16 protein-coding genes and 1 tRNA gene are annotated in these 18,999 nt (G+C 51.5%); 7 read left to right on the forward strand and 10 right to left on the reverse strand.

Annotated elements, in window-relative coordinates; all coding sequences use genetic code 11:
- Positions 1-99 precede the first annotated feature (99 nt).
- The 5 genes from ACW8F6_RS00655 (at position 100) to ACW8F6_RS00675 (ending at position 7,687) form a co-directional block, all read left to right on the forward strand.
- Positions 100-176 (forward strand) — tRNA-Pro (locus ACW8F6_RS00655).
- A 608-nt stretch (positions 177-784) separates the two neighbouring features.
- Complete coding sequence (gene lodA, locus ACW8F6_RS00660) at positions 785-2,839, forward strand: CTQ-dependent lysine 6-oxidase LodA (protein ID WP_491573900.1); 2,055 nt, start codon at positions 785-787, stop codon at positions 2,837-2,839.
- On the forward strand, positions 2,836-3,969 hold the full coding sequence (gene lodB, locus ACW8F6_RS00665; RefSeq protein ID WP_491573901.1) for a lysine-epsilon-oxidase maturase LodB: 1,134 nt from the start codon (positions 2,836-2,838) through the stop codon (positions 3,967-3,969). Before lodA ends, lodB begins: the two co-directional genes overlap by 4 nt.
- A gap of 70 nt (positions 3,970-4,039) precedes the next feature.
- Complete coding sequence (locus ACW8F6_RS00670) at positions 4,040-5,467, forward strand: NAD(P)/FAD-dependent oxidoreductase (RefSeq protein ID WP_491573902.1); 1,428 nt, start codon at positions 4,040-4,042, stop codon at positions 5,465-5,467.
- Between the two features lie 174 nt (positions 5,468-5,641).
- Positions 5,642-7,687: a response regulator gene (locus ACW8F6_RS00675; protein WP_491573903.1), complete on the forward strand. Its 2,046-nt coding sequence runs from the start codon at positions 5,642-5,644 to the stop codon at positions 7,685-7,687.
- A gap of 102 nt (positions 7,688-7,789) precedes the next feature.
- Here ACW8F6_RS00675 and ACW8F6_RS00680 read toward each other — a convergent pair whose 3' ends face one another.
- Entirely contained in the window at positions 7,790-8,134 is a 345-nt protein-coding gene (locus tag ACW8F6_RS00680; protein WP_491573904.1) for a hypothetical protein, read from the reverse strand.
- 236 nt (positions 8,135-8,370) lie between these two features.
- Between ACW8F6_RS00680 and ACW8F6_RS00685 the strand changes: the two genes are divergently transcribed.
- Positions 8,371-9,057 carry a substrate-binding periplasmic protein gene (locus ACW8F6_RS00685; RefSeq protein WP_491573905.1) on the forward strand — a complete coding sequence of 229 codons (687 nt, stop codon included), beginning with the start codon at positions 8,371-8,373 and terminating at the stop codon, positions 9,055-9,057.
- Positions 9,058-9,164: 107 nt separating this feature from the next.
- Here ACW8F6_RS00685 and trxC read toward each other — a convergent pair whose 3' ends face one another.
- The 3 genes from trxC to ACW8F6_RS00700 form a co-directional block, all read right to left on the reverse strand.
- On the reverse strand, positions 9,165-9,599 hold the full coding sequence (gene trxC, locus ACW8F6_RS00690) for a thioredoxin TrxC (RefSeq protein WP_491573906.1): 435 nt from the start codon (positions 9,597-9,599) through the stop codon (positions 9,165-9,167).
- Positions 9,600-9,991: 392 nt separating this feature from the next.
- Positions 9,992-10,456 carry a hypothetical protein gene (locus tag ACW8F6_RS00695; protein ID WP_491573907.1) on the reverse strand — a complete coding sequence of 155 codons (465 nt, stop codon included), beginning with the start codon at positions 10,454-10,456 and terminating at the stop codon, positions 9,992-9,994.
- Positions 10,457-10,818: 362 nt separating this feature from the next.
- Positions 10,819-11,367 (reverse strand): hypothetical protein, encoded by a 549-nt coding sequence (locus ACW8F6_RS00700; protein ID WP_491573908.1) that lies wholly within the window; start codon positions 11,365-11,367, stop codon positions 10,819-10,821.
- Between the two features lie 464 nt (positions 11,368-11,831).
- Between ACW8F6_RS00700 and ACW8F6_RS00705 the strand changes: the two genes are divergently transcribed.
- Positions 11,832-12,944, forward strand: coding sequence for a zinc-binding dehydrogenase (locus tag ACW8F6_RS00705; RefSeq protein WP_491573909.1), 1,113 nt, complete (start codon positions 11,832-11,834; stop codon positions 12,942-12,944).
- Positions 12,945-13,029: 85 nt separating this feature from the next.
- Here ACW8F6_RS00705 and ACW8F6_RS00710 read toward each other — a convergent pair whose 3' ends face one another.
- The 6 genes from ACW8F6_RS00710 to ACW8F6_RS00735 all read right to left on the reverse strand — a co-directional run bounded on the left by ACW8F6_RS00710 (position 13,030) and on the right by ACW8F6_RS00735 (position 18,651).
- Positions 13,030-13,626, reverse strand: coding sequence for a DUF1240 domain-containing protein (locus ACW8F6_RS00710; protein ID WP_491573910.1), 597 nt, complete (start codon positions 13,624-13,626; stop codon positions 13,030-13,032).
- Positions 13,623-14,285 carry a hypothetical protein gene (locus ACW8F6_RS00715; RefSeq protein ID WP_491573911.1) on the reverse strand — a complete coding sequence of 221 codons (663 nt, stop codon included), beginning with the start codon at positions 14,283-14,285 and terminating at the stop codon, positions 13,623-13,625. The genes ACW8F6_RS00710 and ACW8F6_RS00715 overlap by 4 nt, the downstream gene beginning before the upstream one ends.
- Positions 14,286-14,351: 66 nt before the next feature.
- Positions 14,352-14,570, reverse strand: coding sequence for a hypothetical protein (locus tag ACW8F6_RS00720; RefSeq protein ID WP_491573912.1), 219 nt, complete (start codon positions 14,568-14,570; stop codon positions 14,352-14,354).
- Positions 14,571-14,706: 136 nt separating this feature from the next.
- Positions 14,707-16,185, reverse strand: a complete 1,479-nt coding sequence (locus tag ACW8F6_RS00725; protein WP_491573913.1) for a M56 family metallopeptidase — start codon at positions 16,183-16,185, stop codon at positions 14,707-14,709.
- A complete protein-coding gene (locus ACW8F6_RS00730) occupies positions 16,178-16,558 on the reverse strand; it encodes a BlaI/MecI/CopY family transcriptional regulator (RefSeq protein ID WP_491573914.1) in 381 nt (126 codons plus the stop codon). Before ACW8F6_RS00730 ends, ACW8F6_RS00725 begins: the two co-directional genes overlap by 8 nt.
- Positions 16,559-16,806: 248 nt before the next feature.
- Positions 16,807-18,651: a S8 family peptidase gene (locus tag ACW8F6_RS00735; protein WP_491573915.1), complete on the reverse strand. Its 1,845-nt coding sequence runs from the start codon at positions 18,649-18,651 to the stop codon at positions 16,807-16,809.
- Positions 18,652-18,999: the final 348 nt, after the last annotated feature.

Consider the following 18,999-nt stretch of genomic DNA (forward strand, 5'->3'; position numbering starts at 1 on the left):
ACCGCCGATAGGCGCCCCGAAGGGGGCGAGGCCAGGACGGCCGAGCGTTAACGGGTCGGAGACCCCGGTGTTTGTTTCACTTACTAGCGACAAAAAATTCGGTGTGTAGCGCAGCCTGGTAGCGCACTTCGTTCGGGACGAAGGGGTCGGAGGTTCAAATCCTCTCACACCGACCACCCCCCCTATAAGTACTCCAATTTTTAATCTTTCAGCCAAATCAATCACAACACCCAATCGGTGTGCGCGGGTGAGAAATTCCGTCAGCTTCAACTCATCGTCTGAACACTATAATCACCCAACCTATTTGGCAAAATAATCAGCCAAACTAATCCGTCTCACCAATCACGCCAGCCAAGGAAGAACACCAAAACCACCTCAAAAAAGTCGCGAAACTCCCAGCAACAAACGAGGCGCCACTACAGATAATAACCCTGCAATTTTACGGGACTTTTGAATTAAGCATCGGCAAAACTTTACGGTTTCAATAAAAAATAACGCCGAACAAAATTCGCACGCTCACTATTCATCTTCTATGCTGTGTCGGCTCCAATCAAAATATTTCGCGCATTAATTTTATCATTGCGTTTTTTGCACTGCGCCGTATCGGCGCCCTTAGTTGACCGCGCTCGCAATTAGCCACACTCAAGCATGACACCCTAGGGCGCAATGTCGTCAATTTATAGTATTAAAGTCGCAGGTGTAGTTGATGGGACAGGCTCACTAAATCGCATGACCACTCGTTGCTGCACCTGACCACAATCCGTTCAGGCATAGGGAGATCAGCATGACACTACATATTCATCCATCTGTAGGCGTAGGCCGTTTAGGTAATAGCGTACAACAATTCTGCCTGGCACCCGACCTCGTCGGCGGCTTGCCTTACGAGGCAGATCAATACGGCAATAAACTCGGCCCAATAAAAACCTTTAAAGATTCGGCGAGCCAAGTCCGCAGACAAGGGCAAGTCTTTAAAGTTTATGATGATAGTGGCGCAGAAATTACCCTCAAGTCACCTAACATTGCATCAATGACGTGGACAGTTCACATCGCAAACAAAAAAGCCGCTTGGTACCAATACAGCGAACTCTATGGTAATTTGCTTTACGGGGAGAAAAACAGCTATAAAAACCGAAACGTTCCCTTTCGCAATGCCAAGAAAACCGATGAAAAAGAACGCCAAACGTTAATCATCGATCCGGGTCCACGCACGCTCACAGGCGCGCGGCAAAGCATTGACTTCGATCAAGCCTCTGTCCCCGAAGGCTACCCTGCGCAATTTCCACCTAAAGAGGTCAAGCACGGCACGCCCATTACTACGTTAGGGCAGCTAAATACCGACGACGACGGCCGCCTAGTTGTGGTGGGCGCCTACGGTCATGCCGGTGGCAATGAACCGCTCACCAGCTACGGCGGCTCAGATACCTGGCACGACGATATTGCCGACGGCCCGGTGTATTGCGAGATTACTTTTAAAGACGGCACGCCCAAAGCTACGCTACAGGCGTGGGTTGTTATCGGCTCTCCCGATTTTGCACCCGAAATTGTCAATATCTCTACCTTGAGCGATACCATGTTCGATGTGGGCGTGCGCTATTTCAACCTGGTACCCGAGCTGTATGCCAATGGCGCCTATCAAAGCAGCTTTATCGCCAATTACGAGCGCGATATTGAGCCGATAATCAAACGCTTTGGCGCCTACCAGTGGGTTTCAAATGTGCAATCAATGATGGCCTTTACCGCCAACGATTTTGACTTCAAGGACAACAGCGCAAAAAATCAAGCGAATCGCGAAGCCTACTTCGCCTACTTTCGACAACCTGACGACAAAAGTAATCCCTCGCCTGATCAGCCTCAGCAACAGTTATTTGCCGAACAAACGGGCAACCTGTTTCCGATGATGCCGCTAAATTCTGGCAGCAACTCCGTCAGCAATGAAAATATTGTGAAGTTCCTGGCGTTAAACGAAACTCAATATTTTCTGCTAAGCCAATGGGCGTGCGGTAAATTTGAAAGCGGTAGCCAAGGCGCACCCTATCCTGTTTCAACGCTCGATCAAGCCAGCGTAGGCAATTGCGTTGGCCTACCCATGTGCCCAGGCATTGAAGTGACCTGGAGCATGCAAAATCCCAAAGTTTACGCACAACCCTATGTCATATCCGATCAAAAAGGCATAGGTGGCTACAACACTAGGGGCCTCACGCCTTCGCGCGACGAGTGTGAAGGCGGCGGCTGTGAACCGGGCGATCTCACGAAACGCATGGCGTGTCCGTGGCAAGCCGATTTCTTCCAGTGCACCATTCAGCCCGTAAACTTCACCAACCCAGCAGTCAATAAAACCACTGACAGCCAGGGCAATACCGCACCGCTGCCACCCACCTACTACTCCTACTGGTGGCCACCACAGAGCCCTTGGGATGTATTGACCGGCGAACTAAGCGCACAAGGCCAGGCCGCCAGCCACCTACCGGCTGGACAGCAAATGAATTACGCGCGCGGCATCAATTCATTTGTACAAATGGTGGAACATTGGTCTTCGCTGGCCTTTATCAGAAACTTGAATGCGGGCAATAGTGGTTATCCCTACTTCACGGAAACCGAGCGCACTAACGAGCTGTTTAGTTTTCAAGAGGTTGGCATTGGCACCATTACCGGCAATGACAGCGACAACGAAACCACCATTCCCGTGTTTTACGTAGAAAGTCAGAAACACGTTATAAAAGCCAAAAGCGATAAGGCAAAATTGCTGGTTGCCGAACTGGAGCGACGCGCCTTTAAGCCCATTGAGGTGGCCACCGGCGGGCTCGGCTCTCCGCGTTCAGGGGTTCGCTGGCGCCGATGAACAATAACCGGGTGCATTGTGAAGCAGACGCTGTAGTCATTGGTGCAGGTCCGGCAGGTGCGGCCTGCGCCATCAGTTTACTCAAACAGGGAGTACAAGGTGTCATCTTGATTGAGCGCGGCGACCTGCAACACAGGCGTATTGGCGAGCAGGTATCTCCCGCCTTTTTGGCATTTCTACGCTACCTCGACATCCCGCAGGAGGCCTTTGGAGAAACCGATTACTGCCCCTGCTATCACGCCGAGTCTTACTGGGGTAGCCATCGCGCGTCCGCGCGCAACGCCGTGTTCACTACCGAGCACGCAATGTATCAGATAGATCGCGAGCGCTTGGAATTGGCTTTAATCAAGCAGGTTGCCGACCTGGGTGGCCGAGTATTTCCCCGCACCGCTATCGGCGATATTCAACAACTTGCAGACGGCGGTTGGACCCTGCAAGCCAAGCACGCCGACGGCAAGTCACTCAGCTTGCGAACCCATTACTTGGTCGACGCTGCGGGCCGCTGCTCGAGTATTGCACGCAAACTAAACGTTGAATCCAAGCAATGGGACCATCTTGCCGGCGTTGGCTGCTTTGTGGAGGCCGATCCAACCAATTGCGGTAGCGATCAGTTAATCGAAGCGGTAGAGCAAGGTTGGTGGTACAGCGCGCCCCTGCCCCACCAACAGCGCGCGGTGGTATTTTTTACCGACGCCGATCTAGTGGCCAAGCAACAGTTACACAAACCCGAGCCCTGGCTAGCCCTGTTGAATGCCAGCCAACACATGAAGAAGCAGCTGTCACATTCCCGCATACAATCGCGCAAACCCTGGGTAAAGCGCGCCCACTCCCAATTGCAGGGGACAACGCTTCCCACCGGTTATTTGGCGGTGGGCGATGCCGCCTGTAGTTTTGATCCTATCTCGTCAATGGGCATTGGATTTGCGTTGGCCTCCGGTTGCCAAGCGGCCACGGCCATTACCGCAAGTCAGTACAACCACAACGAACAACCACTGCAAACCTATGCCGCGGACATTCAGCGCAATTTTTCTGACTATCTGGAAAATCGCCAAAAAATCTACCAACAAGAGCAGCGTTGGCCCACAGCAGAGTTCTGGCGCCGCCGCGCACCCCAAAATCTACCGATATAAAGGTTCTGCCTAGCGGTATACCGGCCATTAAACACAAAGCGCGAACTGCGCCAGCAACGAGGAAAAAATAATGAAAGACATTGATGTCATTATCATTGGTGCAGGCATTGTGGGTAGCGCCACTGCATTGCGCCTGCTGGAAGAAGGTTTGCGGGTGGCCTGTATTGCGCCGCTGGCGGCACAGGGCGGCGCCACGCAGGCAGCCGGCGCCATGATCGACGCCTTCGGCGAGTGCGAGCTGGCCAACACCGAAAAAGAACAAACTCTGTTGGCCCTGCGCTTAAAAGGATTGAATGCCTACCCCAATTGGTTGGAATTTTTGTACAGCCGGGGCGCTGAGCCCGTGCTGCAACACCCGGGTATCTATCTAATTGGCAATGCTGGGGGCGATCACGATATTGCCCGACTGGCGTTGATTCGGGATTTAATGCGTAAACACAATGAACCCTTTGCTGATCACGACCCCGTCCAAGTACCTGGCCTGCAGCCCCACGTCAGCATGGGCGCGCACAGTGCGCTATTTCTAGAACGCGCCTTTTCTGTGGATGTGCTCAGCCTCACCAGCGCCGTCGATACAGCCCTTAATAGCTACGCCAATTACCAGCGCATGCCGGTCAAAGCCCTGCGCGTAGAAAGCGCAGATAGCGGCTGGCAGGTGCTGTGTGAAAACGATCAACAGGTGGCAGCCCCGCATCTCGTAATAGCGGCGGGCGCTCATTCGTCGCGGCTGCTATCCGAGCCGCTTATGCAGGAGTTCTCCCTACCCGAAACCTATTACGGCCGCGGTGTCAGCTTACTAGTAGACGGCGGACCTTCGCTGCCACACACGCTGCGCACCACAAACCGAGCCTTGGCCTGCGGCATACACCTGGTGCCCCGGCGCAATGGCCAGCTGTATTTAGGAGCCTCCAATTTATTTGGCATGGACCCCAGCCTGCCCACAGGACCCACTGTGGGTGAACTGCACGCGCTGCTCGCCACCCTGTGCGAGCAACTCAACACCGGCCTGCGCAATGTCACTGTTAAGCAGGTACAGTGGGGCCTGCGCCCGGTCACGGCCACCGGCCTGCCGCACCTCGGCCCTAGTCTGGCACCTGGATTGCACTTTGCTACGGGCACCCATAGGTGCGGTATTACTATGGCTCCCTTCATCGGCGACGAGGTACTGGCCGGCATTACGGGTAAAGCCACGGCATCTCTCGCCTCAACTGCCGCCGCGCACGCCACACAGCCCAAAGACATAGCCCTGGGCATTCGATCTCTGCTGGCAGCAACCCTCTACCCGGACGGCAAAATGCCCTACAACCGCGGCGAGGAACTGGAAGTTTTTATGACCGAACTGTTTAAAATGGCCTTCGATCACAATGGCGACGATCAGCTGAAACACACACTGCAAGCGCTCTACAACAATATCGAGCTGGATGAACAGAGCATGATGCGTGTATTTCAGGAAGTGCTCAAAGCCAAACTGCCGGCGCGGGGGCCCCACATCGCTTGAAAACGCCTCTGTGAAAGGCACCGCCATAGTTCGCCGTAACGGTATTTATCAGGCCACCGGGCCTCATGGGCCCGACCTCACCGAGCTGATCAATATTCAACCCGCACTCGCCCAACCACAGCCTCCAAACCGGTTAGCTATACTAAATACCTAAAAATGCTTTCTAGGTACTCAATGACAACTATACCGGCAGATACATTACGTCTAAATAACGAAATTGCCCGCCTAAAAGGCGAAGTTAATGCCCTTTTACAGGACAAACAGAAGTATCAGAGCCTGTTTGAACTCTCGGGTGATGCGCTGTCAATCTTGGATTTGGAAACAGGCAAATTCATTGAGTGCAACGAAGCGGCCATCGACATGCATGGAGTGGAAACTGCCGCGAACTTCTTAGAACTCACGCCCGATCAGCTTTCACCGGAGTTTCAACCCTGCGGTGGGGCATCCAAAGACTTGGCCATGGATCGAATTACCAAAACCTTTACCGAAGGCCCCCAAGTATTTGAATGGACACACGCTCGGCTTGACGGCTCCACCTTCCCTTGCCTGGTGTCGCTCAGTGCGATTCCACTCGAACATCGAAAACTAATACTTGCGATTGGGCGCGATATTTCAAAGATTATCGACACTCAACGCCATCTACAACGAGCAAAACAGGAAGCCGAAGCGGCCAATCAAGCAAAAAGTGACTTTCTCTCCAATATGTCGCACGAATTGCGTACCCCGCTCAATGCCGTTATTGGCTTCGCACAGATCTTGAAACGTCGAAAAAATTTAAACCCTGACGAGCTGGAGATGATCAATAACATCTACCAAAGCGGTGAGCATTTGCTGGGATTAATCAACGATGTACTAGATATTTCAAAGATTGAGTCTGGAAAAGTTGCGATTGTTCAAGGCGTCGTCGATATTCGACAGATGAGCAAAGATATTTATCAGATGTTCATTCCGGAAATAGAGAACAGTGCCGTCAACCTATCGATTACCGGCGTAGATTCAGTTCCGAGGTTTCTTACGACAGACCCTAGAAAGCTCAAGCAAATACTCATCAACCTTACATCTAACGCACTAAAGTTTACAGACAGTGGCACTGTGGCACTGCACTTTTCCTACGCAGGGACAACCCTCAAAGTTCAGGTTAAGGACACGGGGAAAGGCATAAAAAATGAGCATCTGGAGCTAATCTTTGAGCCTTTCTCACAAAGTAACGCAGGCATACATGCCAGCCAAGGAACCGGGCTTGGGCTGTCAATCAGCCGAAAATTTTCACAGCTCCTCGGTGGCAATTTAACGGCGCAAAGCACACAGGGACAAGGGAGCATATTTACACTGACAATTCAAGCCGAAAAAGTCAAAAATTATAGCGCACCTGAAGAAACCGCCTACTGGAAACCGATCTCCAACTCTAAGGTTTACAGAATACTGATCGTTGATGACTACGAATTAAATAGTCGCGTCCTCGGTAAATTTTTGTCTGAGATTGGATTTACGGTGACCACGGTTAACAGCGGCTCGCAGGCCATAGAAGCGTCATCCGACTTCAAACCACACTTAATTTTTATGGACTATAAGATGCCAGATCTTGACGGTCATCAAACCGCCGAGAAGATTAAGGAAATGCAACCAAATGTGAAAGTTGTCATGCTTACGGCCAGCATTCTTCATGGGGATACCGATCAGCCCAGCAACACTGACGCCGACATCATTCTCTATAAGCCCTATAAAGAAAGTGAAGTAATCGAAGCGCTAAAGCAGCTACTAAATATTCAGTTTGACCAAACGCAAAGAGAGACCCGTAAAAACGAATCTATCGTCCCCAAAAAAACAGACCATCAGATAAATGGAAGCCAATCGACCTGCTCACTGCTACTAGTAGATGACAATGAATTTAATGTAATGGTGGCCAGCTATGAGCTAAGTGATTTGGGATTTCGTGTGGAAACTGCTCAATCTGCAGAGGAGGCAATGCATAAATTTAAGCGTGATAAATTCACTTTAGTTGTCACCGATTGCGAAATGCCCGATATAGACGGCATGGAATTATGCCGAGCGTTACTCAAAATAAACCCGAAAACCAAGGTATTTGGTTACACCGCTGACAAGGAAAAAAACACCATGCCTTGTCTAGAAGCGGGCATGATTGCCGTTATGTCAAAACCCTTTACTGAAGACGACATACGAAACTTTCTATTGCCGCAACTTACAGCAGGCAACGGGTAAAAGCATCTGATTTCAACTTCACGGCTTGCCAGCGTCCCACATACAATTAAATATGTCGCTAAACCCGCAATCCGATCATCCTCTACCACATCAATCGATCACTTAACACGCAAAGTAATCGCGCACCCATTCATAAACTTTATCAGCTGTTAACGCAGAGAGGGCAATGGTGTTATAACCACCCGCCGGGTCTTTATCGCGCAAGCCAAACTGGTAGCTTGCCACTTGCGGTTTGGCGTCTTGCAGAATAATTAGAATACGCCTATTCGACACCAAACAATCAATGGTCACCACGTCCGCAGCAATGCCGCCGGCCCGCATTTGGCGGTTAATACCAACCACTGGATTAAGGTCGGCAATATCGCGCTGAATCTGCGCATGAGCCTCGGTTAGCACCTCAGATAGCCTGTTGAGTTGGGGCGTTACGGGATACTGAAGATTGGCCATGGGCTGGTGCAGTTCTAAAGCGGCTAGTAGATACGCCCATTATACCTGCCATAGGCGTACAATGGGATCTTAGATACCCCATCGAAATAACCCAGCTCAGCGGTTAAAATAACCCCGCCACGCCCGTGTACCCTCACCTGTATTGCAGCTTGCGATAGTGCGCGCCATTATTTGTCTACACTACCTTAATGACAGCCCCGCCACAATTCAAAGGGCTAACGAATGGACCCGGTGTTATGAAAAGCTCATCAATTACTCCTATTTTGTTGATTGCGCTATCGTCATCGGTAAACTCTATGACCATTGCCTACTCGGGCTATGTGCCAAAAACCTTACACTTCGAAGACGGACGTTTCACCGGCAGCCATGCGCCATTGGTAAACTGCTTCCACAGCCAGGTCGCGAGTAACAAAGACCCCGTTATTGATACGCCATCAGCCAGACAACTACAAATGCTAAAGTCTGGAGGGCTAGACGTCTCCTATGTGCACACCCAAACGCCGGAGCGCGACCAATTTGCCTACGCTTCATTGCCTTTTTTAGAAATAGAAGCGTGGATCTTGACTCGACCCGACAAGGAAGGCACACACATCCGCTCGGTGGCTACCGTACGAGATTCCTATGGGATTAATGAAATCATTAAAATGGGTGCAATGTATGTCAATGCCAACAGCTATGCACAAGCACTCAGTATGCTGGAGTACGGTCGAGTAGACGCCGCGCTGGTCTCTGGCCTCGCTGCCCCCAGCCTAGACACCAAGCTGCTTCGAAAAATGAAAAAGCAAGTGCTGACCAAAACCGCTCTGGTAGTTTATGTCAGCCACAAAGCTCGAAATGCTAAAGACATAGTCAGCCGCTACAGTAAAGCAATTGCCATATGTTTAGATAGGCGTGATGAAGGCCTCAAAGCCCGCACCTATTAACACTAAGTCCAATCGAGTAAAACCCACCTCGGTAAGCGCCCACGTAAATTGCATTTTATATCGAACCGCACCAATCTGGCGTCACACTGCCGTGCATCGCACGGCGATTACACGCCTTGCTCAGCTAACCATTTCTTCAACTGCTGAAGCGGGACGGCGCCCGCAAGACGCCCCACCTCTTTGCCTTTTCTAAACAAAATTAACGTGGGGATAGACCGAATATGCCAGCGCCCGGCAATCTGTTGATTGCGCTCTGTGTCCAATTTAGCCAGCCGAACACCAGGCTCCAGCTCGCGCGCCGCCTGCTCAAAGGTAGGCGCAAACTGTTTACAGGGCCCGCACCAATCCGCCCAACAATCCACCAATACCGGAATATCATTGTGATTCAGTACCGCTGCCACATTGGCCGCGCTTAGATTGATCGGCCTGCCAGTAAACAGTGCCACCTTGCACTTGCCACATTTAGGGCCGTCTTTCAGCCGGTCTGCGGGGATTCGGTTAGTGACATGGCACTTGGGGCAGGTAACGCTACTGGTAGACATGGGACCTCGCGGTTTGAGATAGGTGTACGCGCTCGCTTTACCGGTGGGTATAGGAGCGTACCGCGGAGTTTACCACCGGACGAGGAAATTGTCGGTGGCAAGCCTAGAATGGCCAATAACCTCGCGGGTATGAAACAGCTGTGTTAACAGCAATCTGTTAGCCACTAAGAAGCCGTAACATGGGTTTAAATACCCACGCCCGAAGGGGCGCTAAAGCTGTCGAGTGCAGAGCTGTAGACTGCAAGCGCAGAAACCTTAGTGCGCTTATGGTGAATTGTCTTTTAACGTAATGGGTCTGAATGAAAAAGCAAAAGCCCTAATCGCGAAACTCAGGCAAACACGATTGGGCCCATTTAGCGGCCCAATAACTGACCAGCAACCAATACCGCTCATTAGGCGGGTCGTAGCGATATACCCTTTTCAACGATCTTTGTTTGAGCTAGCCAGAGCGTTGTTTTTATGTCGTACGTAGAATAGTCCCTAGCTTGCTTGGGGAAACTAGCCTCCAACACTAGATTATCGGGCCCTTTTTCCCCTTTATAGGACGGATCTTGCCGCCAGGCACCATGGGCCATTTTGAGATTTTTTAACGTGTAATGTAAAAACCCGTGAACACCCTCTACTTTTACAGACTTGATATTCGGGTCGTCAAAACTCTCTTCCAATAAAATTTTCATTAAAGCATAACTCAGCCCACCACCACCTCTTACCGCCTTTGGGGTTGAAAAAGACTCGAATTTTGCCACAGAACCGGGAAGCTTAAACAACGTCGCAACGGCCTTCCCGCCAGGCACATCTATTTCAACTCCCAGTCTTTTTGGATCATTCCTATTCACTCTGTAAAAATATGCCGGCATTAAACACTCCACTGTTAAATTAGATGTTTACTATCAAGAAGGTGAATACCAATATACCTATTATTGCATTAATATCGAAAAGACGGCATCACGGAATCCACTGAAAAACAACTGTGTTCATCATCAGAATTACTTAGTTTGTTCCGGTAAATACTTCCACCATTTCCCTACATTCCGCCAATAAGTTCCTCTCCAACATTAAAATAGCCTAAAGCACCAGCAGAACCTAAAAGCATTATAAATGAACAGAATTCTACAGCAGTGCAACACTCGCTTTCATACAGAACCAGGCAGTATGTATTGTTTCTATAGTATTCATTACCGTTAATGGTGCCTCAACAAAGTACTCGAATAACAGAGCTTCACCCTTCTATCGATCCACGGGATCTCGCTACTGCCAGCGCCACCAAACCAAGGCACAACAGCATCAAGGTTGAGGATTCGTGAAGCACGGCTGGACTTACTTTTGTTAACATGCCAGAAAACCACAGCGTCTCATTGTTGGTGACGTTGCGAATAAAGGCGCCTTCATACGGGTGGGTTTTGTGCAGGTTGTGAAAGATATCCTCCCCGGCTTCGAGATAGAAATAATCGAAATAGAGGCTCAATTCTATATCTTCGTGAACAAAGGATTTAAATCCGTTTACGTAGAGACCACCGACACCCTCAACAGGCTGCGGGTACATAAGTTCCACACTGCCAAGCCATTCAAAGGTAAAAGGTTCGCTAGCGAAACTGACGCCCACCAAGCGACGTAAGTCATCGTCTACCGTAATCAATGCCATGGCATCGTGCGCGCCGCCGGCGTTGTGAATAGGGCTATTATAGGCATAGTGAATAAGGCCGGCATGTGCAAGCGAGCTGCCGGCCAGACAGCTAAGTACAAAAGTGAAGGCAATGAGGGCTTTCATTGTGAATTCCTTTTCTATCAGCAGCAATGTCGCTATTGCGAAATCACTTTTGGCGAAGTACAAAACTCAAGTTGCATGGGAGACGCAACGCTCAAGTACGTGACCACTTTATTACAGCGACCCGCTGACTGCTATAGGTAAAAATGAGTAATACGTAACAAGCTCAGCAGAAACTTAACTCAGCCTGAGCGCACTATTTCAGCCTTTATTCCGATAAACCAAACAGTGAGTGAATGTACGTAAAGGACCGCACACTTAGCCCGCATCAGTGTTGACCGCACGGCTTTACACGGACCGCCATACTTTCGTACCATCTAAAGCTGTCGAACGCCTGTATCAGCCCCACCCTTTTATCTAGCTGCTCTTCCCACTATGCTCTATGTAGACTGCCGCGCGCAGAATTTCCAAGTGGGATTGTATCGCGCTTCTCGCATACCCCACTCGACTGTCGATAAGGAAGGATTATGACTAACGCATTACAGCTGTTTTCTGAAATCAAACAAACCGGTGAGCTGGAGGTTAGCCTGCGAGAGGTGGCGGTGCCGGAACCGGCTGCAGGCCAGGTGCTGGTGCGCATGCAGGCAGCCCCCATCAACCCCTCCGATATGTGGCCGCTGTTTGGGCCGGCGGAAATGCGCGAGGCCAAATTGAGTACTGATGGCCGCACACTGAAGGCGCCGGTACTGCAATCCTGGGTAGGCGCCATGAAATCACGCTGGGACCAAGCGTTGCCAGTAGGTAATGAAGGTGCCGGCGTTGTGGAAAAGGCCGGCGCCGGCGCAGAGCACCTGCTGGGTAAAACCGTGGCGGTGATGGGTGGTACTTGCTATGCCCAATACTGTTGTGTGCCCATGCACAGCTGCCTGCCTCACCAAGACGGCATTACACCGCGCGAGGCGGCGGCGTCTTTTGTCAACCCTCTCACGGCACTGGGGATGGTGGAAACCATGCGCATGGAAGGCCACACAGCGCTGGTGCACACGGCGGCGGCCTCTAACCTGGGGCAGATGCTCAACCGCATTTGCATTGAAGACAAGGTGCCACTGGTCAACGTCGTGCGCAAACCGGAGCAGGCAGAACTGCTGAAATCTCAGGGTGCACAGTTTGTGGTAGACAGCAGCAAAGACAGCTACCGCAAAGACCTATACGCGGCCATTGCCGCCACCGATGCCACTCTGGCCTTCGACGCCACCGGCGGTGGCGAGCTGGCCAGCGATATTTTGGCCACCATGGAGGCCTATCAAAGTCGCGATGCCAAGGGCTTAAACACCTACGGCTCAGATACCTACAAGCAGGTGTACTTGTACGGCGCACTCGATGTTAGCCCCACCATTTTACGCCGGGCCTATGGAATGAGCTGGGGCGTAGGCGGCTGGCTATTGCCACGGTTTATTGCCAAGGTGGGTATGGAGCGTGCGGCGCAATTACAAGAACGTGTGGCCAAATCCATTAAAACCACCTTTGCCAGCCAATTTACCGAGGAAATCAGCCTGCAAGACATGCTAAAGCCCGAGGTCATTAAACGCTATACCGCCAAAAAAACCGGCACGAAGTTTTTGGTCAACCCCGCCAAGTGAGCACGCGCCACGTAAAAAGGGTGGCAATGCCACCCTTTTTATTGGGCCTTAGACTTCAGTAGCCATTGCGCTTGCGGCTAGACAATCAATAAACAAACTCCCCCGCGGCATGGGCCGCATTTAATTCAGCCACTTTTTGCTGAACATCTAACAGCGTTAAGTCGCGCCCGCTATAGGGTTGAGCCTGCATCCAGCTAAACAGCATTTTGCGAATATGACCCGTTTGCTCAATGCACAGTTGCGATTCGCGCACCCAAACAGGCGGGCTGAAGTTGGCTGGCGGTGTGTACCAATGGCAGTAGGAGTAATTTTTAGAACGAAGGTAATTATCGATTATGAAACCCATTGGTATGCGTACAACAATAGCAATACAGCAGATTACAATTGCCACATGGATCGTGCGCTCATAGAGCTTACCTTTATCTTTATCAACGAGCCTAAGGAATAGCGCCCAAGCTAAAACCAGGACAGCGAGCGAACCTACAAGCGCTGGAATCACCCAAGGAGACAAAGCAACGACACTCGCCCCTATTTCAAGCAATTGCCAATTTCTGAGAAACCCAGCAAAGCTCATAAAAAAAATCACATAGACAGCGCCTATCAAAATAAGAATTAGTAAAACACACTTTATACGAAAAAAAATATCTTTATCATCATTAGGCATTGAAACATCACTACTCATTGATATCTTCCAAAGTGCGGCACACCAAACAACTTACGCATAAATCCCACAACATCTTCATCTGCTTTATTAAGGCTTCGCGTTACGCCTGCATCAATACTCGCGATATCTTCAATTAAACGAGCCTCTGCCTGCTTCAAATAGCCCGCCAACTTATTAGTTAAACTATAGTTACTGGAAAGTTCATTTAATGCCATGGTTGTAAGGATCCCTCCTACTACGACAAAAGCGATAGGCCCAATAGCCACCATTGCCGCACTACCAATCAACATGGAAACAACACTCCAAGCAATTGCCCCACCTGTAAGCGCAGTAATAACATCAACTGTTACACCTGCCACAAACGTGTGCCAAGTTGCTTCATCATTCATAAGTTGATCCAACGCATGAAAAGCCACGGTAAAGATAACTGATACTTTGAAGCCAGTCTTAATAGCATCGGCAACACCCAGCTTGCCAACCCCCATAGTGACCACTTTTGGGCTGTTAGCCAAGTAGCGCGAGGATGTCAGGTGCTCTCGTAGCCCTGCGTAGCCCGCAATAACCACATAGGCTTTGCCACCGTGGTAATTTACCCGGTATTTGGAAAATGCGCTTCCGCCCTTATGAAGATCTACCGCCAGTGCTCTCAAGGTGCCAAGATCCAGCAATACTGGCAAAAAGGAGCCACCTGTTTTTATTTTTTCCTTATAGTGCGCCCAGCTTTTCTTGGTAGCAGCCCAGCTTTAAGACCTCGCCATAGATACTTCAAGCCAATCGACTGCTTCGCGCCTGCTCATACCCTCGCTGATTTTAACCGCAATGGCATATTCCAAAAATTCGCCCGAGGTCATTGCGACGAGGGTGGTGTCGTTTTTTCGCAATGACATGGCCAAGGTTTGTGTTTGCAGTTGTTTTTTAGCGGGGTTTTGGGGAACGCGAGTATAGGGGATGGGGTTTGCCATAATACAGTCCTTTGCATTGTGTACAGAAATTGGCTAGCCGCAAGCTAGCCGGCAATGGCATGTTACTGGCAGAGATTGGTTGAAACAATGGACGCTGGCGACAATTCGCGACACCAGCGTACCAACAGTAAACCCTTTACATCACTGGCGGCAAACGCAAACTGGCGTGCTTGCGTTCATCGGGGAAGGTGACATAGTCGGCGGGGTTGACGCGCTCTTTGCCTTTGAGCATTTCAAAATGCAGGTGCGGGCCGGTGGCCTTGCCGGTTTCGCCCACTTCGCCGATTTTCTGGCCGGCATTCACCCATTGGCCTTTTTCTACTGCGCGGCTGTCCAGGTGCGAGTAAAGGCTTTTTAGCCCGTCTTTATGCTCGATGACAATAATTTTTCCGTAGTTGACTTTTTTACCCAGCACATCGGTAGAGATAATCACTCGACCGTCGCCGGCGGCCACAACCGGCGCACCTTTGTTGATGGCAAGGTCGTAACCATTGTGAAAACGATCTTCTTTCTGGCCATAGCTGGAGCTGACTCGGGCCTTGGCCACGGGGTTCATGTATTTGCAGTGCTCGCCATTGCCAGCCACGGCAAATCCGGGTTGCAACAAAAACGCGCCCGCGGCCAGTGCGCCAACACCGCACAGAGTGGCTAGCCGTTGGGTCCAGCTGTGTTGTACGGCGTGGGCTGCGTTGAGTATCCATTGCATACGCATAGTGGTGGTTCTCCGTGTGTGATGAATAAACGCCACAGCCAAAGGCTGCGTCCTGTTATGTGAAGGTTGGCAAGTGGCGCGCAGCACGTTGAGCATCGCGTGCGCATAGGTGGTGGCAGAACGGGGCTTATGCGCAAGCACGGCGCTGTCGCAACTGGCCTCAGCAGCCCAATGCATTTGGTCGAGCAGGCGCAATAGAAATGGATTGAACCAGCATAGGCACCGCAGCAGCTGGCTCACGTTGGCCAACCAAAGATCGGCACGGCTGACGTGTGTGAGCTCGTGACGCAGCATCAAACTGAACTGCGTGGCAGTTAATGCCTGCAGGGCTACTCGCGAAATAACCAACCGGGGCTGAAAAACGCCTACCACGAAGGGCGAGCAACGCTGGTCGGTAATACGAATGTCCAGTCTGGTGCGGCGCTTTAATCTGCGCAAAAGTCGGGCAGCTGGCTCGGGGACGGGCAGCATAGGCGCGTCCTGGATAGGTTGCGCCTGAGCCACTAATCTGCGCAGCTGCACGCTGCCGCGCACCATTGTTGCGGCTCGCCACAGGCACACACTTACGACGGAAATCAACCAAGTAAAGCTTAGCCACCGCCCCAGATCTGGCCAGGCCTGCACGCTGGCAGACGCCGCAACGAAGGTTGCGCCCTGCTCGACGCCACCAGCTAGGTCGGGCAATTCCACCAGCGGCGGTGGTAAACGCTGTTCGGGCACCAGTGTCACCAGCAGCGGCAATAAACAACAAATGGCCGCCACTATCCAAAAGCCACGCCAGCGCAAGGTACTTACCCACTGCCGCTCGGCCAGCAGCGTCAGGGCAAATACACAACCGCTAAATGCAACAAAATACACTGAAAAGACTGCAAAATTTACCGATAGGTTCAGCCACTCAATCATCCTTGCCTCCCTGCTCCGCCAACAAACGCTCCAGGTCCTGTATTTCTGATTTATCCAATAGCTTGCTATCGACAAACATGGACACCGGCAAGGGACCATCCACCTCCAGTACCCGGCGGGAGAAATCTTTAACAAAATGGGCAAGCGTACTAACTTTGCTAACCTGGGCGCGAAAGACCTTAACGCCATGTACATCACTGGCGGATACCAGCTGCTTTTCCAGCATGCGATCCAGTGTTTTTCGAGTCGATGAATAAGACCAATTTAACTCTTCTACCACTTGGTCGTGCAGCTCGCGCGCACTTTGAGGCTCTTTGCGCCAGAGAGCCTTGAGCAGAGACAGCTCCGTTGGCGAGGGCTTGTGGGTGTCCATGGCGTTCCTTTTGTTGGCAATGTGATTTGGCCAGGCCGGATCTGCGTTGCTCGGCGTATAGGGTCTATACGCGCGCGACGCGACAACGATCGCCATAATGCGACACTTGTCGCATTCGGTCAATACCCGACTTAAACCATGCCGTAACACCGATAACAGTGGCCGCCCAATCACGATCAAAGCCGATACTGTTGCCACAAAAAAGGGGCAGCTAAGCTGCCCCTGTGTCGCACCCTGGTTATCTGCGATTAATTGGCCTTTAAACGTAGCTTCACGTTAGAGGACGCAGAGTAGCCCCGTACATCTAAATGCCAGCGACCAGCAGCCGGGTTGTTAAAGGTACAGGTTTCCGCATTGCCCCATTTGTAAGGCCGGCAGTCATAGCTACTGGTGGTCGATGCCGCGCCAAAGCGCACGTACAAATCGGCATCGCCACTGCCACCGGCAATAGACACCTCCAGGTTGCTGTAGCCTGCGGGCAAGTCGTAGTAGTAGCGTGCCCAGGCACCCTGGCTCACATTTACCGTGGCAATTTCAGTATCCACAGGGCTAGGGCCGTTAGACGTACTGTAGCTGCCGGTGAGCGACACACCGCTGAAACTGGTGTAGGCCTTCACGCGCACATAGTAGGTGCCCGCGCCTTGGTTCATATTGCAGGTTTCGTTATTGCCGTTCAGGTAGGGACGGCAGTTGTAAGTACTATCGGTGGGTGCTGCGCCGTAGCGCACATACAAATCAGCATCGCCGGAACCGCCGCTGATTTGGAACTTGATATCACTGGCACCGCTGGGCACTTCCATGGTGTAGGTGATGTCATTACCGGTGGTGGCGCTCAAATTCGTCACAGGTACGCCATTTTCCAGCTCGTCGCCACCAGGTGGTGGGGGCGGTGGCGGTGTACCATCTAACAAGGAGTAGAGCATCAAATTCGGCGAGCCTTTAGTATCACTAATGGCACCCGTGGTGGCAGCACCTTCCACGGCTGCTTCGACCTGCGCAGGCGTGGCATTGGGGTTATTTGCCAAGTAGAGCGCAACCACACCCGCCACATGTGGGCTAGCCATGGAGGTACCGCTCATGGTGGTACTGCCACCAGACTGCGAAGTCGACGTAATGCTTGAGCCCGGCGCAAAAATATCTACACAAGAGCCATAGTTAGAAAAGTAGGAGCGCGCATCGCCCTGCGCTGTAGACCCGACAGTAATCGCGCTGGGTGCACGGGCCGGCGAGTAATTACAGGCATTGGAATTGTCGTTACCGGCGGCCACTACCGTCACCACACCGGCGTTCACCAGGTTGGCCACGGCAGAATCCAGTGCCGAAGATGCGCCACCACCCAAACTCATGTTAGCCACCGCGGGTTTAATGTGGTTGGCGGCCACCCAGTCGATCCCGCCGATAACACCGGAATTGGTGCCGCTGCCGTTACAACCTAGCACCCGAACGCCTACCACGGTGGCGCCCTTGGCCACGCCCCAGGTGCTGCTGGCCACGGTACCTGCCACATGAGTACCGTGCCCCTGACAGTCGGAACTGTTACCGTCGTTATCCACAAAGTCCCAACCGTTTTGAACCCGGCCGCCAAAGTCAGAATGGCTGTTCACTCCGGTGTCGATAATGTATGCGCGCACATTCGACGCCGTGGTGTTGTAGTTGTACTTGGTATCCAGCGAGCCCGAACGCTGATCAATCCGGTCTAAACCCCAGGTAGCATTGTTCTGGGTGGCATTGATCGACACGATTTGGTCTTGTTCAACAATTTCTACCAGCGGATGGTTCGCCAAGCGCTGCGCAGCCTTGGCGCTCATGCGCATTACAGCTCCTTGTAGCGCGGCACTAAAATGCTGATCCGCAACTGCACCGTGCGCCTTAGCCAGTTCACTGGCTTTGTTTTCCACTAGAGCACGCATTTCCATCGGCGCGATAGACTGGCCCTGGGGTGCCAGGCTGTTTTGCTTAAAGACCACGATGTACTGGTCTTCAATGGCGGTATCTGCACTCGCCGCGATAAATTGACCTGCATGACTGCTTGCGCCCACCAGCAGGCCTACGGCCATCGCTAAAGGTTTTACTGCTGTGATTGTTTTTTTCACGTTCGTTCCTCGTAATTATTGTGAGCCACACGCGCGGCCCTCTTTTTTGAAGAATTTTCTTTCGATGTACAAACAGCTATTTCTGAACTGCACACATCTCAGAATTATCGAAGGAAAAATTGGAAATGCCCGAAAGGGCGAGATTTATTATTTAGATATCTTGCGCAATTACTGCGCAATTGGCGCGCGATTCCACACCGAATATTGCACAACTGAAGATAAACCCCTGAATTTACACTTGTTTAATTTCAGCCGTCTTACAAAAATAGCGGTAGTAATATGATAAAACGGACAGCTAAGCCAGCCTCGTATCCGCATACTAAGTACTGGCGTTCAAAATAGCCTGAA

This window comes from Simiduia sp. (assembly GCF_058345725.1).